General features: G+C 40.2%; 18 protein-coding genes. All 18 read left to right on the top strand.

Going from position 1 to position 19,109, the window contains the following annotated elements; genetic code table 11:
- Positions 1 to 9: 9 nt before the first annotated feature.
- The 18 genes from D0T84_RS06170 to D0T84_RS06085 all read left to right on the top strand — a co-directional run bounded on the left by D0T84_RS06170 (position 10) and on the right by D0T84_RS06085 (position 19,019).
- On the top strand, positions 10 to 1,089 hold the full coding sequence (locus tag D0T84_RS06170; RefSeq protein WP_185155699.1) for an alpha/beta hydrolase: 1,080 nt from the start codon (positions 10 to 12) through the stop codon (positions 1,087 to 1,089).
- A 22-nt stretch (positions 1,090 to 1,111) separates the two neighbouring features.
- Entirely contained in the window at positions 1,112 to 1,702 is a 591-nt protein-coding gene (locus D0T84_RS06165; protein ID WP_163307007.1) for a flavodoxin, read from the top strand.
- Between the two features lie 13 nt (positions 1,703 to 1,715).
- On the top strand, positions 1,716 to 2,195 hold the full coding sequence (locus D0T84_RS06160; protein WP_221413119.1) for a nuclear transport factor 2 family protein: 480 nt from the start codon (positions 1,716 to 1,718) through the stop codon (positions 2,193 to 2,195).
- 2 nt (positions 2,196 to 2,197) lie between these two features.
- The gene (locus tag D0T84_RS06155) at positions 2,198 to 3,151 is read left to right on the top strand and encodes an alpha/beta hydrolase (protein ID WP_163307006.1); all 954 of its coding nucleotides are present in this window, start codon (positions 2,198 to 2,200) and stop codon (positions 3,149 to 3,151) included.
- An 18-nt stretch (positions 3,152 to 3,169) separates the two neighbouring features.
- A complete protein-coding gene (locus D0T84_RS06150; RefSeq protein WP_163307005.1) occupies positions 3,170 to 4,129 on the top strand; it encodes an alpha/beta hydrolase family protein in 960 nt (319 codons plus the stop codon).
- 12 nt (positions 4,130 to 4,141) lie between these two features.
- The gene (locus D0T84_RS06145; RefSeq protein WP_163307004.1) at positions 4,142 to 5,125 is read left to right on the top strand and encodes an aldo/keto reductase; all 984 of its coding nucleotides are present in this window, start codon (positions 4,142 to 4,144) and stop codon (positions 5,123 to 5,125) included.
- 20 nt (positions 5,126 to 5,145) lie between these two features.
- Positions 5,146 to 7,041, top strand: a complete 1,896-nt coding sequence (locus D0T84_RS06140; protein ID WP_163307003.1) for a carbohydrate-binding domain-containing protein — start codon at positions 5,146 to 5,148, stop codon at positions 7,039 to 7,041.
- A 29-nt stretch (positions 7,042 to 7,070) separates the two neighbouring features.
- Positions 7,071 to 8,339 (top strand): DUF418 domain-containing protein, encoded by a 1,269-nt coding sequence (locus D0T84_RS06135; RefSeq protein ID WP_163307002.1) that lies wholly within the window; start codon positions 7,071 to 7,073, stop codon positions 8,337 to 8,339.
- A gap of 7 nt (positions 8,340 to 8,346) precedes the next feature.
- Positions 8,347 to 10,017, top strand: a complete 1,671-nt coding sequence (locus D0T84_RS06130) for a carboxymuconolactone decarboxylase family protein (protein WP_163307001.1) — start codon at positions 8,347 to 8,349, stop codon at positions 10,015 to 10,017.
- 14 nt (positions 10,018 to 10,031) lie between these two features.
- Positions 10,032 to 10,871 (top strand): aldo/keto reductase, encoded by an 840-nt coding sequence (locus D0T84_RS06125; protein ID WP_163307000.1) that lies wholly within the window; start codon positions 10,032 to 10,034, stop codon positions 10,869 to 10,871.
- A gap of 8 nt (positions 10,872 to 10,879) precedes the next feature.
- Positions 10,880 to 11,419 carry a flavodoxin family protein gene (locus D0T84_RS06120; RefSeq protein WP_163306999.1) on the top strand — a complete coding sequence of 180 codons (540 nt, stop codon included), beginning with the start codon at positions 10,880 to 10,882 and terminating at the stop codon, positions 11,417 to 11,419.
- A 39-nt stretch (positions 11,420 to 11,458) separates the two neighbouring features.
- Positions 11,459 to 12,793, top strand: coding sequence for a PQQ-binding-like beta-propeller repeat protein (locus D0T84_RS06115; RefSeq protein ID WP_163306998.1), 1,335 nt, complete (start codon positions 11,459 to 11,461; stop codon positions 12,791 to 12,793).
- Positions 12,794 to 12,860: 67 nt separating this feature from the next.
- On the top strand, positions 12,861 to 13,487 hold the full coding sequence (locus D0T84_RS06110; protein ID WP_163306997.1) for a flavodoxin: 627 nt from the start codon (positions 12,861 to 12,863) through the stop codon (positions 13,485 to 13,487).
- A gap of 20 nt (positions 13,488 to 13,507) precedes the next feature.
- Positions 13,508 to 14,077 (top strand): flavodoxin, encoded by a 570-nt coding sequence (locus D0T84_RS06105; protein ID WP_163306996.1) that lies wholly within the window; start codon positions 13,508 to 13,510, stop codon positions 14,075 to 14,077.
- Positions 14,078 to 14,092: 15 nt separating this feature from the next.
- Positions 14,093 to 15,364, top strand: coding sequence for an alpha/beta hydrolase-fold protein (locus tag D0T84_RS06100; protein WP_163306995.1), 1,272 nt, complete (start codon positions 14,093 to 14,095; stop codon positions 15,362 to 15,364).
- A gap of 37 nt (positions 15,365 to 15,401) precedes the next feature.
- Positions 15,402 to 16,925, top strand: coding sequence for a 4Fe-4S binding protein (locus tag D0T84_RS06095; protein WP_163306994.1), 1,524 nt, complete (start codon positions 15,402 to 15,404; stop codon positions 16,923 to 16,925).
- Positions 16,926 to 16,937: 12 nt separating this feature from the next.
- Positions 16,938 to 18,335 carry an aldo/keto reductase gene (locus D0T84_RS06090; protein ID WP_163306993.1) on the top strand — a complete coding sequence of 466 codons (1,398 nt, stop codon included), beginning with the start codon at positions 16,938 to 16,940 and terminating at the stop codon, positions 18,333 to 18,335.
- Between the two features lie 42 nt (positions 18,336 to 18,377).
- Entirely contained in the window at positions 18,378 to 19,019 is a 642-nt protein-coding gene (locus tag D0T84_RS06085) for a response regulator transcription factor (RefSeq protein ID WP_163306992.1), read from the top strand.
- The last annotated feature ends 90 nt before the right edge of the window (positions 19,020 to 19,109 follow it).

Genomic DNA, 19,109 nt, shown 5'->3' with positions numbered 1-19,109 from the left:
CAAGTGAATATGAAAAGAGTAATAATCAATAATAAAATTCTTGTTGGCAATATGGTACTATCGTTTTTATTGGCACTCTTCCTTTTGAATTGTTCCGATCCTGATTCTACAATTACAGATGAAGACGATCAGGAAGTCGTCGATGAAAATGGGAATGAGAACGAAAATGAAAACGGGAATAATGAAGATAACAATGGAAGTGTGGGAGAACATTTAACGACAAGTAATTATGTCCGGGATATTGTAAATCATCCCGCATTTGAAGGTTTCGGCGAATTACTCTTAGCCCGTGATAATAATTCATCCTATTATAATACCCCGATTTCTAATGTAGGTTCCCTTATGCCGTATCACGGAAATATCCGCCCTGATGTGGTAGTAGGTGCATTGAATTTCATGATCGATGAAGTAAATAATGGCAAAACTATTTTCTACAACATCTACACAGAACAACAAAAAGAGCAGGATCCGTCTAAAAGAAATACAGGCATATTCTTTTTCAGGGGAAAACCGAATGCACCATTTGCAGTAGTTTGTCCCGGAGGTGGTGGGGTTTATGTAGGCTCATTGCACGAAGGATTTCCTTTAGCACAACGAATAAGCGAATTGGGATTGAATGCCTTTGTATTAAGGTATCGGGTCGGAGGTCATGATTCAACAGCAGATTTAGCTACGGCAATCACTTACATATTTGAAAATGCTGAATCACTTGGAGTAAGCACTAATGATTATTCTGTATGGGGAGGTTCGGCAGGTGCTCGTTTAGCTAGCAATATTGCATTAAATGGGGTGGCAAGATCCGGAGGTGGAAACCTACCTAAACCGGCTACGGCAGTAATCGCATATACAGGACATTCAACCTATTCAAGTGATTTTTCTCCTTCATTTATAACGGTAGCTGCAAACGATGGTATAGCCAATGTAAATACGGTAGAAACAAGAGTGCAAAACCTGCGAAATGCGGGAGTAGATGTAGAATATCGCAGGTATCAGACTGCCGGACATGGTTTCGGTCTTGGTACTGGCACAGATGCAGAAGGATGGCTCGATTTAGCTGTCCGCTTCTGGCAGAAGTATATCAATCAGTAATCAATATTAAAATCAAAAAGATATGAAAAATTTTATTTTAACTCTGTTAATAATGTTGGTAACATGTCCTATGTCGGCTTGTTCGGACGATAGCAATAATAATATAACTGAAGAGGAACAAACCGACCAACAACCAGACGGTAACAGTAATATACTGGTAGTATATTTTTCCCAATCGGGGACAACAAGAGGTGTAGCTGAACGTATTGCGGAATTAACCGGAGCTGATACATACCGTATATTAGCAGCAGATCCTTATGAGGGGGATGGTTATCCCGATTCTGACCGCATTCAGGATGAAGCGTATAACGACAGACGTCCCGGCGTTGCCAACTTGCCGGAAAACCTCGACAATTATGATACAATATTTGTCGGAACTCCCATTTGGTGGCATTATCCGGCTATGGTTGTCTGTACTTTCCTCGATAATTATGATTTCAAAGGAAAAACCATTATTCCTTTTTGCACATATGGTGCCACGACATGGATGCCGCAAACCATTGATAAAATCAAAGAATTGACACCTGAATCTACTCACTTGAAAGAGTTTGGTTCATCAGGAAGTACAACTAATGTTGAGCCTTGGTTAAAAGAAATAGGAATTATCAATTAATAAAAATATAGTCATGGAGAAGAAAATATTGAAAAATAGCAGAGTAAAAATGCTAATCCTTGCATTAAGTATAGTATTTGGCATTCAGGGAGTTTATGCACAACAAGAAGTAACCGGTGATGAGAAAACAAAACAGGAACTTATCGATTTGTCGAAAACTAAATGGCAATGGATGGCAGATAAAAATGTAGATGCTTTGAATGACCTTTTCCACGAAGAAGCAGTCTTTGTCCACATGGGGGCAACTATGAACAAAGAACAGGAACTTAACACAATCAGAAGTGGTGGAATCCAGTATAAACATACTGAAATAGAGGAAACTTCTATACGATTTGTTGACAATATAGCTATAATTCTGAATAAGATTCGTTTGACAGCTATCGTTGGAGGCAATGAAGTTGTCAACCCGTTCATGGTAACAGAGGTGTATGTACCGATTGATGGTAAATGGAAATTAGGTTCGCTGTCATTCACCAGATTAATAGGCAGGTAATTATGAAAAATAAAATGAAATATATGATAGCCTCTTCTTTCTATTTAATGATTCTGCTAATAGGTAGTAGTTTGTTTTCGGCTTGTAGCGATGATAATGAACCGGCAACTATTGTTCCGCCCGTTGAAGAAGAAGACGGAAATGAACCGAATGAACCGAGTGGTGAAATGGGTGACCCCTCGCAAACCGATATATACCTTTGGCTGGAAGGGAATATGCCTGCAACAACTTCTTATCAGACAGTTGCAAATTCCAGTAATCCGGATGGACCCGATTTCCGTCCGAACATAATAAGGTTTCCTGTTGTGGAAGGTGTACCCATAAAAGGAGCTGTTCTTCTATGTGCAGGTGGTGCATTTCAATTTCGTGGTAATTCAGGAGATTGCTTTCCTGTTGCCAGAGAATTAAATGCATTAGGATATCAGTGCTTTGTCGTTAATTATAGATTAAGACCATATACACAGCAGGAAGGAGCACAGGATTTGGCAAGAGCGGTAAGATTTGTCCGTCTTCATGCTGATTATTATGGTATTGATGCCGATAAGATTGTAGTAGCCGGATTCTCGGCAGGCGGTATCCTGTGTGGCGAACAAGTATTGAATTACAGAGGTACAGTAAACGGTTCTTCATTAGATAGCCGTTATGTGCCGGACGAATTGGATAACATATCCGCAGATGTAAAAGGAATCGGACATATCTACTCTTTTTATGGAAGATTAAGCGTGGGTTCAACCGACGTTGAATTATTCAGACGCTCTAATTTACCCCCTACTTTTTACTGTTGGGGAACAACTGATGGTTTTGCCGGTCAATTCACAGCAAATGCAAATGCTGTGGAACAAGCAGGTGTTGCCGTTGAAAGATATATTCTGGAAGGATGGCCACACGGCTACGGTGCGAGAGGAAACTGGATACCAACTTTCGACAGGTGGATGACGAATGTCTTCAATAACTAAAATACGACATAAAATAATATGAGAAATATAGTATTAATATTCATCTGTAGTTTGGCTTATACAAACAGTTTTGCGCAAAAATCACTGAATATTCACAAAAGCGATTTTACGCCGGAAAGTTTTCTGACGTCTACAATAGACAGCATTCGGTTTACTGCAAATGAAACAGTAATGCGTATTCATTTTGAGAACTTCCAATCTGATTATCTTTTATCTGAAATAGACAGTATTACTATAACAAACAACGATATTCCAACAGAAGGAACGATAGACATGTCGCAAACCATTCCGAGCCAAATATTGGGAGGAAATCAATCTTATACAATCTACTTGCCACCAAGCTATAATGTGAGTCCCAATCGGGAGTATCCGATACTCTACTTATTGCATGGTCTCGGACAAAACTATCGGTCATGGGAAACGAACGGAAACATGAAAGCGATCGCTGATGAAGCCTTTGCGGGTGGAACATGCGAAGAAATGATTATCGTCAGCCCCGAAGCTTATGCCTCGTTCTATGTCAATGGGTATTATCAAGGAATGAACTACGAAGATTATTTCGTCAACGAATTTATTCCAATCATAGAATCTACTTATAGGGTAAAGGCCAATAAAGGTGGACGCTCCATTTCAGGTCTCTCGATGGGTGGCTATGGTTGTACTTATCATGCATTTAGTCGTCCTGAGATGTTTAGCAGTTGCTTTGCGATGAGTAGTGCTTATACAGGAACCTATACACAAGTCGGTACTCTTGTCGTAGGAAAGACAGATGAAGAATTGGCAAACTTCCCCGCTTTCGTAATGGAGTGCGGAACAGAAGATTGGGGGGCTTTGCCAATGAACGACAACGTGAATAATATATTATCGCAAACAAGCCTCGTCTATACTTATACTACCCGTCCCGGTAGACATGATTGGGCGTTTTGGCAAGAGTGTTTACCAAAAGCTCTGAAACTCGCGAGCGATAATTTCGAGTAAAATAGTAACATAATGGAAACAAGAAAATTAGGAAATAGTGGCTTAGAGGTATCAGCAATAGGTTTAGGTTGCATGGGTATGAGTCATGGATATGGTGTTGCTTCAGATAAAGCAAAAATGGTATCCGTTATTCATCATGCAATAGAAAAAGGAATAAACTTCTTTGATACTGCTGAGGTTTATGGGCCTTTTACTAATGAGGAATTAGTCGGTGAAGCACTGGTACCATACCGCAAAGATGTAATCATTGCTACAAAATGCGGTATAAAGACCATAGATGGAAAACAGGTTATTGATGGCAGACCTGCTGAAATCCGCAAATCCATTGAAGGCTCATTGAAGCGGCTAAGAACGGATTATGTCGATTTATATTATTTACATCGCGTAGATCCTAATGTTCCTATCGAAGAAGTAGCCACTGTAATGAAAGACTTGAAGCAAGAGGGGAAAATACTTCACTGGGGACTTTCCGAAGCAGGTGTAAATACGATAAAGAAAGCACATGCCATTTTACCTCTGACCGCTGTACAAAGTGAATATTCTATGTGGTGGCGGGAACCGGAAAAAGAATTGTTGTCTCTTTTGGAAGAACTCGGAATTGGTTTTGTTCCGTTCAGCCCATTAGGAAAAGGCTTTCTGACAGGTGCTTTCAACAAGAACACGACATTTGGCGAAGAAGATTTACGTCCTGTCTTTCCCCGTTTTACGGCAGAAGCAATGGACGCTAATCAGGTGTTGGTAGAGTATATCAAAGATATTGCAGAAGAAAAAGAAGCTACTCCGGCGCAAATTGCTTTGGCTTGGGTATTAGCATCAAAATCCTGGATTGTGCCGATTCCCGGAACAAGGAGAACTCAAAGAATAGATGAAAATATTGGAAGTATTGATATTGAACTTTCAACTGAAGAAATCAAAAGTATTAATGACGTTCTAAGCAGTATTCCTGTATTGGGAGACAGATACCCTGAAGAATTAGCTAAAAGGGTTGGAAAATAACGAACTAAAACTTGAAAGTAATGTTTGCAAAAAAGATTTTTATACTATTATCATTAGGGATAAGTTTATCATTACTTTATTCCTGTTCTGATGATAATATTCCGGAAACAGAAGAAATAGAAACTCCGGAGGAACCTACTATCCCGGAAGATCCGGGCGATAATGACGACGATCCTCTCAATCCTAACTCACAGGATATTAATTATGAAAACGCTGTAACTATTGCCTTTTCATCCAGTGGTGTTACAATAGACAATCCGTTCAACAGCAATGGGGTTGAAATAGAAAATAATGAATCCCATATGATTATCCGTTCGTCCGTCACAAATACAGAAATCAATTATATCCTTTCTGGAATCACCAATAACGGTTCCGTTAAAATATACGGCGAAACTCCTTTCGGATTAATCCTGAATGGAACAGGTATAACTAATCCGAATGGTGCAGCTATCAATATCCAAAGCAAGCAAAAGGCTTCGCTTACGATTATAGACAATACGAATAACCGCCTTTTTGACAACGAAGAATATACATTTATTGACGGAGAAGATATGAAAGCTACATTTTTCAGTGAAGGTGATATTGAAATCGGCGGTAATGGTTCACTGGAAATAAGAGGAAAAAACAGGCATTCGCTTTGCAGTGACGGAGCATTAACTATTCGTAACGGGAATATAAATATTAAGGAATCCGCAAGCGATGGCATACATACAAATGACGGTGTAACTATTTCAGGTGGTCTTTTAACTATACGTTCCGCAGGGGATGGTATTGATACGGGAGAACCTATCAATATAACCGGAGGCGAGATAAATATCACCACTACGGGACAGAAAGGACATGCCCTTAAAACGGATGAAGACATAAGTATTAATACAAGCGATGCAATAACTGTAACAGTGTATGGCAATGCTTCAAAAGGTTTCAATTCCAAAGGAAATTTTACTCTTTTAAGAGGGGATATAACCATTAATACGGGAGGCGATGCCATTTGGGAGGAAGATGAGCAGGATACATCTTCGGCTGCCGGGATAAAGTGCGATAAAAACCTGTTGATAGAAAATGGGAACCTTACCATACTTAGCACAGGTTCCGGTGGCAAGGGCATCAATGTTGAAGGTACATTAACAATCAACGACGGTACAGTCTATGTGACAACCACAGGAAACCAGTTCGTCTATGACCGTAATAATGATACCGCAGCAAAAGCCATAAAAAGCGATGGCAATCTGACCATAAACGGAGGAACGATTACAATCCGCACTTCACAGACAGAAGCAGAAGGGCTTGAAAGTAAAGCCACCCTTACAATTACCGGAGGCAATATTGATATAGAGGCTTACGATGATTGTATTAATGCGTCAGACCACATACAGATAGATGGAGGAAATATATATTGCAACAGTGTAACAAACGACGGAATAGACTCAAACGGCACATTGACTATAACCGGAGGCGTGGTTATTGCCGCAGGTTCTTCTTCCAATTCTTATGAAGGAGGTATTGACTGCGATTGGAATCAATTCTCTATTACCGGGGGAACTATCATTGGAACCGGAGGCGGAGGAATGCAAAGTACACCGACTGCAAGTGTTTCAAGACAAAGATCACTGATTTTCAATACAAGAACACAAAATGTCGAAATAATCCGGATTCAATCTACATCCGACGGAAGTGAAGTCTTAACGTTTAGATTACCCAAGACTTACAACCGGCTGAATATCTTGTTCAGTAGTCCTTTACTGGAATCCAATACCGGATATACAATTTACACAGGTGGCACTATTTCCGGTGGTACAGATTTCTACGGGCTATATACAGGAGCAACTTATTCGGGAGGTACATCGGCAGGTTCCTTTACTACCGGATCTGCACAGGGTTCAGTATCAACCGTTGGTTCGTCGGGAGGATTTTAATTAAATACTGATTATAGAATAATAAAGACATGGAAGAACAGAAAACGATTTCAACTCCTTTGCAAAGGATTACAGTGATAGACGCATTAAGAGGATTCGCCTTGCTGGGAGTTATCCTTACCCATATGTGGCAGCATTACAGCATTTTTTCTTTTGGTTTAGAACCGAGGGAGCCTCTCTTTCCGGCTATGGATGAATCTATCTGGTGGTTAATGCAAAATGTAGTAATGGGGAAATTCATTAACATCTTTGCTTTTTTGTTCGGTTTGAGTTTTTTCATTCAGATGGATAGAGCACACAAAAAAGGAATAGATTTCCGCAAACGCTTCCTGTGGCGTATGGTTATCCTTTTTGTAATCGGAATGATTGGATGTATGTTTTATTCCGGAGAGATACTGGCAATTTACGCCATGTTTGGCGTACTGATGGTCTTTCTTTATAAAGTTAAAAACTGGATACTGATACTGATAGCATCTCTTTTATTAATCGGAGCGCCACGCATCATAACGGCCACCTATGACCAAATGACTAGAGTGGAACAGGCCACGTCAGACAGCGGGCAAGATGCAGAAGAACGTCCTTCAAGACGTCCACAGAATCCGAATATTGAAAAACCTTCCTTCCTTAATTCGGCAAAGATGAATCTAACAAGAGGCTTTGAAGGAAAGCTAAATTACCAGTTTGGTATTTTTGCACGTGGTTATATCACGTTAGCCATGTTTATGCTTGGATTGGTTGTAGGACGTTTGCGGTTTTTTGAACAAGTTCAGACGCGAAAAAAAAGAAATCTTATCCTGTTTGCGGTCTTTGTCCTTGGCGTTGTAGCAATCAATTTCATTGTTGACCTGTTCCCGCAGGATGCAACAAATATGAGATTTATGCGACCGGGAGAAACAATACCGCCAACCCTGCTGGCTACGATGGGGCTGAATGATATAAAGGCTGTATTCCTGTCCGGAGCATTGGCTATGGGCTTTATTATCTTGTATCAAATAAAAAGCATCGGCAAATACCTGGATGTAATTTCGCCTTACGGGCGTATGGGATTAACGAATTATGAGTTGCAAAACGTCATAGGATGCTTCCTGTTTTCTATGTGGGCATTCGGCTCGTACTTCGGGCGCTGGGGAACTACGGAACTATTTATTTTAGGATTAGTAGTATATACCTTACAGATTATATTCAGCAGATATTGGATGAAATATTTCCTGTATGGCCCCCTCGAATGGTTTTGGCGTTCGGCAACCTATCTCAAATTACAGCCTTTCAGAAGAATAAAGAATCATGAACAAAAATAGGTAACAGATGAAAAAGATAAGTTTATGTATAGCAACAATAACCTTGTTACTGGGAATGTCCGGTAACATAAATGCACAGGATATGTTAAGTAAGAAACAAGAAAAAATAGTAACAATCTCCGCTTTTACTGCGAGGGGTGATTTAGATAAATTAAAACCTGAATTAGCAGCCGGACTCGAAGCCGGATTAACAGTCAACGAAATAAAGGAAATATTGGTACACCTATATGCTTACAGCGGATTTCCGAGAAGTCTTCGCGGGTTGCAAACCTTTATGAGTGTACTGGATGAACGTAAAGCAGCAGGCGTAAGCGATAACTGGGGACGTGAAGCATCACCCATAACAGATACCCGTGATAAATATGAACGTGGAAAAGAAATCCTTGCCGAACTATCCGGCGTTACACCGCCTGAAGGACGTGCTACAGCAGGCTATGCGGGCTTCAGTCCTGAAATTGAAACATTCCTGAAAGAACATCTTTTTGCAGATATATTTGAACGTGATGTCCTGACATATTCCGAGCGTGAAATGGTAACCGTATCCGTTCTGATGGGTATCGGCGGTGTAGAACCCATGTTAAATTCACACATGAACCTTTCTTTGAATGTAGGGATAACCCCGGCTCAACTGAAACAAATGGTAAATACCATAGAAGTAAATGTCAGCAAGGAAAACGCAGAAGCAGCTAACGTTGTACTAAATGAATTGCTGCAAAGAAAAGGATTAAGCGTAGAAGTAGAAACACCAGTAATGATTAATGGAGTGAAGAAAGAGAAAGTATCTTTCCCGAATAGGTTTTACAATAATATCGTAGGAAACCTTTATTTCCCACCTAACTACGATGCTAATAGGAAATATGCTGCCATTGTAGTTGGTCATCCATTCGGAGGAGTAAAAGAACAGACATCCGGGCTTCATGCGCAGAAAATGGCGGAACTGGGTTATGTAACACTCGCTTTTGATGCTACCCATTATGGCGAAAGCGGTGGATATCCCCGTTACATTGAATCACCTGAAGCACGGGTGGAAGATTTCAGCGCAGCAGTAGATTTCCTAAGTAATCATCAAAACGTAGATGCTAACCGTATTGGTGTAATTGGAATTTGTGGCGGCGGCGGTTATTCAGTCAGCGCAGCCCAAATCGACCATAGGATTAAAGCACTCGCAACAGTCAGCATGTACGATATGGGACGTGCCCGCAGGCAGGGATTAGGCGATGTAATTACTTATGAACAGCGAATGAAAACGCTGGATGAAATAGGAGAACAACGCACAAAAGAGTTCAGAGGTGAACCAAGAAAAGATATTGCTGCCATTCCCACTCAACTTAGCGAAAATGATACCGAAAATACCCGTGAATTTTTCGACTACTACCGTACTCCGAGAGGCGGGCATCCTAACTCTACTACCAGTTATTCCTATACGAGCCTTGCCCCTATGATGAATTTCTTCCCGTTTGTACAGATTGAAACTATATCACCAAGGCCATTGCTATTTATTGTAGGAGAACGTGCTGTGTCAGCTTACTTCAGTGAAGATGCGTACAGCAAAGCTGCCGAACCGAAAGAACTGTTCGTAGTTCCTGGAGCTTCACATGTGGATTTATATGACAAACCGCAATACATGGCGGTATCCCTCCCAAAATTAGACGCTTTCTTTAAACAATATCTGAAATAAAAAAAAGACAAAAAATGAAAACAGTAAAATTAAATAACGGCGTAGAAATGCCAATTTTAGGTTTCGGAGTTTATCAGGTAAAACCGGAAGAAACAGAAAATATAGTAATAGAAGCCATAGAAACAGGTTATCGTTCTATTGATACCGCAGCGGCATATCAAAATGAAGAAGCTGTCGGACGTGCAATCAAGCGAAGTGGAATACATCGTGAAGAACTTTTTATCACTACAAAGCTTTGGATTAGTAATGTTTCTTATAATGGTGTTAAAAATGCTTTCGCCGAATCTATGAAAAAGCTTGGTTTAGATTATCTCGACCTTTATCTGATCCATCAGCCATATAATGATGTATATGGAGCATGGCGGGCAATGGAAGAACTTTATAAAGAAGGTAAAATTCGGGCTATCGGAGTAAGTAATTTTCAATCAGATCGATTAATAGATTTAATCATCCATAATGAAGTTACTCCTGCTATAAATCAGGTAGAAACTCACGTATTCAATCAGCAGATAGAATATCAGTCTTTTATGGAAGAAAATAAAGTTCAGATTGAATCGTGGGGACCATTTGCTGAAGGATTAAACAATATGTTTACGAATGATTTGCTGATCTCCATAGCAAAACTATATAACAAATCAGTTGCTCAAATTGTCCTCCGTTGGCTTATTCAGAGAAATGTAGTAGTTATACCAAAATCCATTCGTAAAGAAAGAATGATTGAAAACTTTAATGTTTTTGATTTTGAATTGGATAGCGAAGATATGAAGTTAATTGAAACACTTGATACAGGGAAAAGTCTTTTTTTTGATCACCGTGACCCAGCTATAGTTAAGATGCTTAGCACATTCAAATAAGAACTAATATGAGTAAAAATGTATTGATTATTTCAGCAAGTCCGCGCAAGGAAGGCAATTCTGACTACTTGTGTGACCAATTTATGCGTGGAGCAGAAGAAGCCGGGCATAAAGTTGAAAAAATATCGCTGCGAAATAAAAAGGTAAACTTCTGTAATGCTTGCTATTTCTGCAAAAACAATAACGGACAATGTGCGATAAAAGACGATGTGCCCGAAATTATTGACAAAATCATAGCTGTTGATGTGATAGTCCTTTCAACCCCTGTGTATTTCTACTGTATGAATGCTCAGCTAAAAACGGTTATTGACCGCTCGGTTATGAAATGGACAAAGATTAATAATAAAGATTTCTACCTGATTGCAACAGCTGCAGAGGATGACAACCATGTTATGAGCGGTACTGTCAAATCTTTTCAGGGATTCTTAGAATGCTTGACAGATGTACGGGAAGCAGGATATATACTTGGAAAAGGGATTTATAATAAAGGCGAAATCATAGGAAAACCAATTGTTCAAGAAGCCTACGAAACAGGAAAGAGAATATAAAGCTGGACTTTGTTAAACAAACATTAAAAAAAATAGAAAATGAAAGTAAAACATCTTTTAATAACAATCAAAATATTGCTTGTTTCTTCTGTTTGTCAGCCAGTTATAGCACAGGATTGGCCGCAGTTTCTTGGTCCGGACAGGAACAGTAAATCCCCTCAAAAAGGATTGTTGAGAAACTGGCCTGAAAGCGGCCCCGAAGTGTTGTGGGCGGTAAATGTGGGTATTGGATACGGCGGCCCAGTCGTTAAGAACGGAAAAGTATATCTGCTTGACAGGGATGACGAGACAGGCGATATAATGAGATGTATTGAATTACAAACAGGTACAGAGCTTTGGAAATTCGCTTACGATTCTCCAGGAGAACTTCCCTTTCCGGGTTCACGAAGCATCCCGATTGTTGATGATAAACATGTCTATTCCTGTGGTCCTTATGGAGATTTATATTGTATCGACATCAACACACATAAGCCTGTGTGGAAGAAAAATGTTTGGACTGACTTTGGCGGAGAAAGACTTCCGATGTGGGGAATATCACAAAACCCGGTCATTTACGATAATTTGCTGATTCTTGCTTCACAGGCTCCGCAAGCGGGCGTGGTGGCATATGATAAACTTACAGGTAACGTAGTTTGGCAAACAGAACGTTCGCATGAGATAACATATTCAAGCCCGAAAATCATTAAAATCCACGGAGAAGATCATGTTGTCATGGTAAATTCTTCAACTAATCCGGTGCAAAATAGAAATGCACCACGACAAATGGGCGATGTGTTGGGATTAGACCCCCGTACAGGAAAAACCCTTTGGAAGTATTCTAATTGGGATTGTCATATTCAAGTGCCCTGTGCTGTGGATGCGGGGAATAATAAATTGCTGATTGCCGGAGGCTATGAGCGTGGCGCTACTATGATACAGATTAATAAGAAAGCTGACGGCACGTTTGACACCTCCGAACTTTTTACTACGTTGGAATTTGGCGACCAGACAAAACCTCCTCTTTTCCACAATGGTTATTTTTATGCCATGTTCAGAACCAATCAAAAACGAGATGGACTTGTATGTATGGATATGGATGGGAATATCATGTGGAAGACAGGACGTGACCCCAATTTCGACCGTGGCAGCATGATACTTGCTGACGGATTACTTTTGGCGACCGATGGACTGAAAATGCTTTATCTTATAGAACCCGACCCAACTGCCTTCAAACCCATATCGAAAGCCGATGTGCTTTCAGATGGCGGTGTTCCAACCGAAGGCATGTCAAGAATGGGGGGTGGTACACAAAACTGGGCTCCTATTGCATTAGCAGACGGGAAATTATTAGTCCGCGATCAAGCAAAAATGGTTTGCATAAAAGTAACCCAATAGACTTCGAAGAATATAGGTTTGTTCAAAAAGCCTACGAAACAGGGAAAAATATATAAAAAGAAACAATATGAAATCAAAAATTCTATTAATAGCTGCGGCTATCTTATTCTTAAATGGCTTGCTGATGCAAGCTCAATCATCAAACAAAGAAAAGAAAATTCTCATAACTTACTTCTCCGTGCCCGAAACCGATGGCGTGGATGCTTCTTCGGGAGCAAGTCGCAAAGTTACGGATGGAAAACTACAAGGCAATACGGAATATGTTGCAAGCATTATACAACAAGAAACCAAAGGCGATTTGTTCGAGATAAAAACTGTACAGCAATATCCAGAAACGCACAAAGAGCTTATTGACTATGCTAAAGAAGAAAATGAATCCAAGGCACGCCCCAAGCTCTTGACTAAGATTAAAGATTTAGAGAAGTACGATGTCGTTTTTATCGGATTCCCGAATTGGTGGTACGATATGCCTATGCCTCTTTATACTTTCTTCGATGAGTATGATTTTAGTGGTAAAACAATCGTTCCATTCTGCACACATGGAGGCAGTCGCTTTTCACAAGCCCTTAAGACGATTGCTGAATTGGAGAAAGATGCTAAAATCTTGGATGGTTACAGCGTTTCGCGAGATAACTTAGACGTGGTAAAGGACGAAGTGATTAAGTGGCTTCAAAAGATTGGTATTAAAGAATAACAGAAAAGTTAGAAATGCATATGAAAACAAGGTATTTATTAGTGACTATTATTACAATGCTATTTGCCATCAGCATACAAACGCAAGCACAATCAAAAAGTGAAAAGAAAATGCTCGTCATTTATTATTCTTGGAGCAATAGTGGTAATACCCGCAATGTGGCAGGACAGATTAAAGAAGCCACAGGTGCGGATATCTTTGAAATTGTTCCCGTTAATCCTTATCCAAGAGATTATATGGAATGTGTAAAGCAGGCGAGAAAAGAAATCGACAGCGATTTTAAACCTGAAATAAAAGGAAAAGTTGAAGATTTTGATTCTTATGATATCATATTCGTCGGTTCACCAAATTGGTGGAGTACTATTGCGCCGCCTGTTGCAACATTCTTATCAAGCTATAATTTTAAAGGAAAGATAATCCTCCCTTTCATGACACATGAAGATACCCGTTTGGGACGCAGTATGGAAGCAATCAAAAAGCTTTGTCCGGATGCGGATATACGTTCCGGTCTCCCGATTCAAGAAAAGGCTGTGCCAAATGCCGGGAATGATATCCAAAAGTGGCTGAAAAATAATGGTATTAAAGAATAACAAAACAAAAAAGGTATGCAAAACGTACAAGAAAAAGCGGTGAAGAAGATATTTATTTCAATCATCCTGATGCTCGCTATCCCTGCTTTCGGCTTCGCTTCCTGTGCTGATAATGCAGAAGCTCCTTACAACCCCGATAATGTTGATATACCTTCGGAGTTCACCATACAGATGACGACAGCCATTCCAAGCCAGTATTTATCAGCGGCTACAGAACAAGGAACGGTCGAGGTAGTAGAATACGAATCGAAAGACTACACCTCTGCAGGCCTCCCTGTAACCCACAAGCCCGCCTACGTCTATCTGCCCTATGATTATAATCCGGCGCAGAAGTATGATATTATTTATCTGATGCATGGCTGGTCGGGTGTGGCGGAGGGATACTTCGGACGACCCAATAATCAGCAGATGAAGCACCTCTTCGATAATATGATTCAGCATGGTCTATGCAAACCATTTATCGCCGTGTCACCCACGTGGGATAAGGATAATCGTTCGAAAGGCTGGAGCGAATCGGTTGCGGAAATCGCAGTATTTTACAACGAATATGAGAACGAGTTGATACCCGCCGTAGAAGGGCGTTACTCCACCTATGCCGAAACCACCGATCGGGCAGGAATCATTGCCTCGCGCGATCATCGTGCTTTCGGAGGCTTCTCACTCGGAGCCGTTACCACTTGGTGGGTATTCGAGCACACATTCGACCTACAACGTTATTTCCTCCCAATGAGCGGAGATAGCTGGCATATCCGAATGTACGGAGGACAATACGAACCCGAAACAACTGCTGCATTTTTAGCCTCGGTAGTGAATGCATCGGATTTTAGCGGCGATAATTTCCATGTGTGGCATGCTGTTGGCACGAACGACAACGTATTTTACCAGACCCATAATCAGGCGTTAGCTTGTATGAACCTGACCAACACCTTTACGCCTGCCAATTTTTCTTATCACCAAAAAGAGGATGGCTACCATGACTTCAATGCCGTCTATGAGTTTTTCTACAACGCCTTGCCATCTTTTTTTCCTATCGACCAATCTACAAGCATTGAAAATGTAATTGGAAAGGAAAACAAAGTGTCTGCTTTTTTCAATTCGACAAATCAACTTATAGTGAATAATTTACCGAACGGAACTAGCAATCTTGCAATTTATTCTGTCGCAGGAGTTTTAGTACACAAAACAGTTGCCAATTCAAATTCTGCAACTGTAAACATGAATAATATCAGCAAAGGAGTTTATATCGCAATGGTAAATGGTCAGGCTGTGAAATTTGTACGACCATGAAATTGTATTCATTATTTATGCTTAAACTTAAATGTTTATGTTAAAAAAAATCAGAGTAATAACCGCTTCTATATTCTTTATATTATTAACCCTTCTGTTCCTTGATTTTACAGGAACAATACATGTATGGTTCGGGTGGTTGGCGAAGATACAGCTTGTACCCGCTATTTTGGCAATGAATGCAGTGGTACTAGTAGTCCTTGTTTTATTGACTCTACTTTTCGGACGGGTTTACTGTTCTGTATTATGTCCGTTAGGCATATTTCAGGACGGCATTTCAAATATATCAGGAAAAAGAAAAGGCAAAAAGAACCGTTTTAGTTATTCTCCGGCAAAATCAGTATTGCGTTATGCTGTGTTAGTTTTGTTCATAATTGCTGTAGCAGCAGGGGTCAGTATGGTAGTATCTATACTTGACCCCTATGCAGCATACGGACGTATAGTTTCTAACTTTTTCGCACCTCTGTATCGTTTAGGAAACAATCTGTTAGCGTTGATTGCCGAACGAGTGGATAGTTATGCTTTCTACTCCACCGAAGTATGGATAAAAGGTTGGTTAACTTTCGGTATCGCAGCAATTTCACTAATAATTGTTGCAGTCCTTGCATGGCGACATGGACGTACTTATTGCAACACAATCTGTCCGGTTGGAACATTTCTTGGCTTTCTATCCAAGTTTTCTTTATTCAGACTAACCTTTAATGAAGAAAAGTGCACAAAGTGCAAAGCTTGTGAACGAGGCTGTAAATCTTCCTGCATCGACATCAAATCAATGAATATTGACCATAGCCGTTGCGTTACTTGTTTTAACTGCATAGAAAGATGTAAGTTCGGAGCAATGAAATACGCCCCGGTCAAATTGGGTAACAAGAAAGTTGCTGAAGAAGAATTTGTATCTATTGACAAAACCGTAGCAGAAGATAATAAAGAAGGATTCTCCCGTCGCAATATGCTTGCTATTCTTGGTACGGTAGCTATTGCAAATACAATCAAAGCACAACAACTACACGTAGATGGCGGACTGGCAGAGATAGAAGATAAAAAGATACCTGACAGGAAAACGCCTGTTGTTCCTCCGGGAGCATTAAGTGCAAAGCATATGAAAAGTAAGTGTACTGCTTGCCAACTTTGTGTATCCGTCTGCCCTAACAACATATTGCGTCCATCGAATAAACTGGCGACTTTCATGCAGCCTGAAATGTCATTTGAAAGAGGTTATTGCCGTCCCGAATGTGTGGAATGTTCGCAGGTTTGCCCAACAAGTGCCATAAACCCGATAACGACTGCCGACAAAACAGCCTTAGCCATTGGCCATGCCGTATGGATTAAGGAAAATTGCGTAGTGAACAGGGACGAAGTGCAATGCAACAACTGTGAGTATCATTGTCCGACAAATGCGATCACAATGATAGCCCGTGATCCAGGCTTTAGCGATTCCTTAAAAATCCCTGTAATTGATACGACACTCTGTATTGGATGCGGAGCTTGTGAACACCTTTGCCCTGCCCGTCCGTTCAGTGCTATTTATGTGGAGGGAAATGTAAGACATCACACTGTTTAATGATTAATTAAAATGAAAAAAGACGATATAAACCGTAGAAATTTCCTTAAGACACTGGGTGCAGGTTCAATTGTAACTACTGCCGCCATGTACGGTTGTAAGCCCAACAATACCGTATCTGCAGAAGGTAATGCTATTGGAGATATCCCTACCGATAAAATGACATATCGCACCAACCATATAACTGGTGATGTGGTATCACTGCTTGGTTACGGCTGTATGCGCTGGCCGCTACGAACTAACAGCAATGGTGAAGAAGAAGTAGATCAGGATGCTGTCAATGAACTGGTCGATTATGCAATCGCACATGGGGTGAATTATTTCGATACCGCTCCCGTATATGTGCGAGGGTGGTCTGAAAAGGCAACAGGTATTGCATTGAAACGCCACCCGCGGGATTCCTATTTCATTGCCACAAAGATGTCCAATCACCGTATGGCCGATCTGGGACTTTCAAACGAAGAGTATTACAAACGTTCGGTAGAGATGTACCACAACTCTTTTAAGGAGTTACAAGTGGATTATCTCGATTACTACCTATTGCATTCCGTAGGCGCCGGTGATGGTATCCCTTTGTTCAATAAACGCTTTATCGACAATGGAGTGCTTGACTTCATGTTAAAAGAACGTGAAGCTGGGCGTATCCGTAACCTTGGCTTCTCTTTCCACGGAGATGTGGCAGTGTATGACCATCTATTAAATATGGACATAAAATGGGATTTCGTCCAGATACAATTAAACTATCAGGACTGGAAACATGCAACAGGCAGGAACGTAAATGCAGAATACCTGCATGGCGAACTGGTAAAACGTAATATCCCGGCTATTATTATGGAGCCTTTACTTGGCGGACGTCTTGCACGCGTACCCGCACAAGCCCAGGAGGTGATGCGAGAGATGCATTCCGGAGACAGTGCCGCAAAATGGGCTTTTCGGTATGCAGGCACTCCCGAACTCGTTCTTACAGTTTTAAGCGGCATGGTGTATATGGAGCATCTACAGGAAAACATTCGCACCTACTCGCCACTCCAATTGTTGAATGAAACGGAATATGAAGCGCTGGCAGAAGTAACCGACATTATGATGAATAGTGAATTTATCCAGTGTACCGATTGCCAGTATTGCATGCCATGCCCGTATGGTCTTAATATACCAAAAGTTTTTGGGCATTATAACCATATTATAAGCACCGGATATCGGTTAAAAAGCAGCAAAGACGAAAATTATAAAAAAGCAAGAAAGGCATTTCTTATCGGATACGACCGCAGTGTCCCTAAACTCCGTCAGGCCAGTCATTGTATCAACTGTGGAATATGTAAACCTCATTGTCCGCAAAGCATTGATATTCCTAATGAAATGCGCCGGATAGATCTTTACGCTGAGCAACTAAAACAAAAAATAGAATTTTAACATGAGATGGGGAAAAGGATTTAAATAAAAAGAAAAAATACCATGAAAGAGAATACTAAAATACTAATATGTGTGGGTAATGAAAATTTCGGAGTACTACTGAAAAAGAATATGGAAATTAAAAGCTATAGAGTAGAATTGTTTTATAATGGTATTACAGCGAACAATGCTTTTCTGGAAAATGATTATGCATTATGTATTATTGATGTTGCTCTTCCGGGAATTGATGGCTTTTCTTTAGCTAAAGATATAAAGGCATATCAACCAGAGATACCAATTATTTTTTTGGCTGATAAAGCATCCAATGTAAAAGAAGAAGTATTAGCGGGATTAAAAATGGGCGCTGATGATTATTTTGTTAAACCTTATGACTTGGAGATATTAACACATCGTATAAAAGCAATTCTTAATCGTGCACAGAAAGAAGAAAATCCAACAAATCCGATACAAGTAAAATATTCTATCGGAGATTATATTTATGATTCTGAAAAACGTATTCTTTCCAACAGCATCCGGGCAGTCAAACTTACAACAAAGGAAAATGAACTTCTTAAACTTCTTTGTGTAAATGTGAATAAAATAGTGTCACGAGAAGAAGCTCTTATCGGAATATGGGGTAAAGCAGATTATTTTACTGCGCGAAGCATGGATGTTTATATAACTAAATTAAGAAAATATTTTTAGTACATGACAAAAAATCTATTTTACTGACAATCAGCAAAATAGATGGTTGATTTTTTGGATAAGACCTTGATTTTTAGTATCTTGTAAAGA

The sequence above is a fragment of the Dysgonomonas sp. 521 genome (genome assembly GCF_010501055.1).
In the GTDB taxonomy this organism is placed as follows: Bacteria; Bacteroidota; Bacteroidia; order Bacteroidales; family Dysgonomonadaceae; genus Dysgonomonas.
This window is presented reverse-complemented; position numbering and strand designations above follow the sequence as displayed.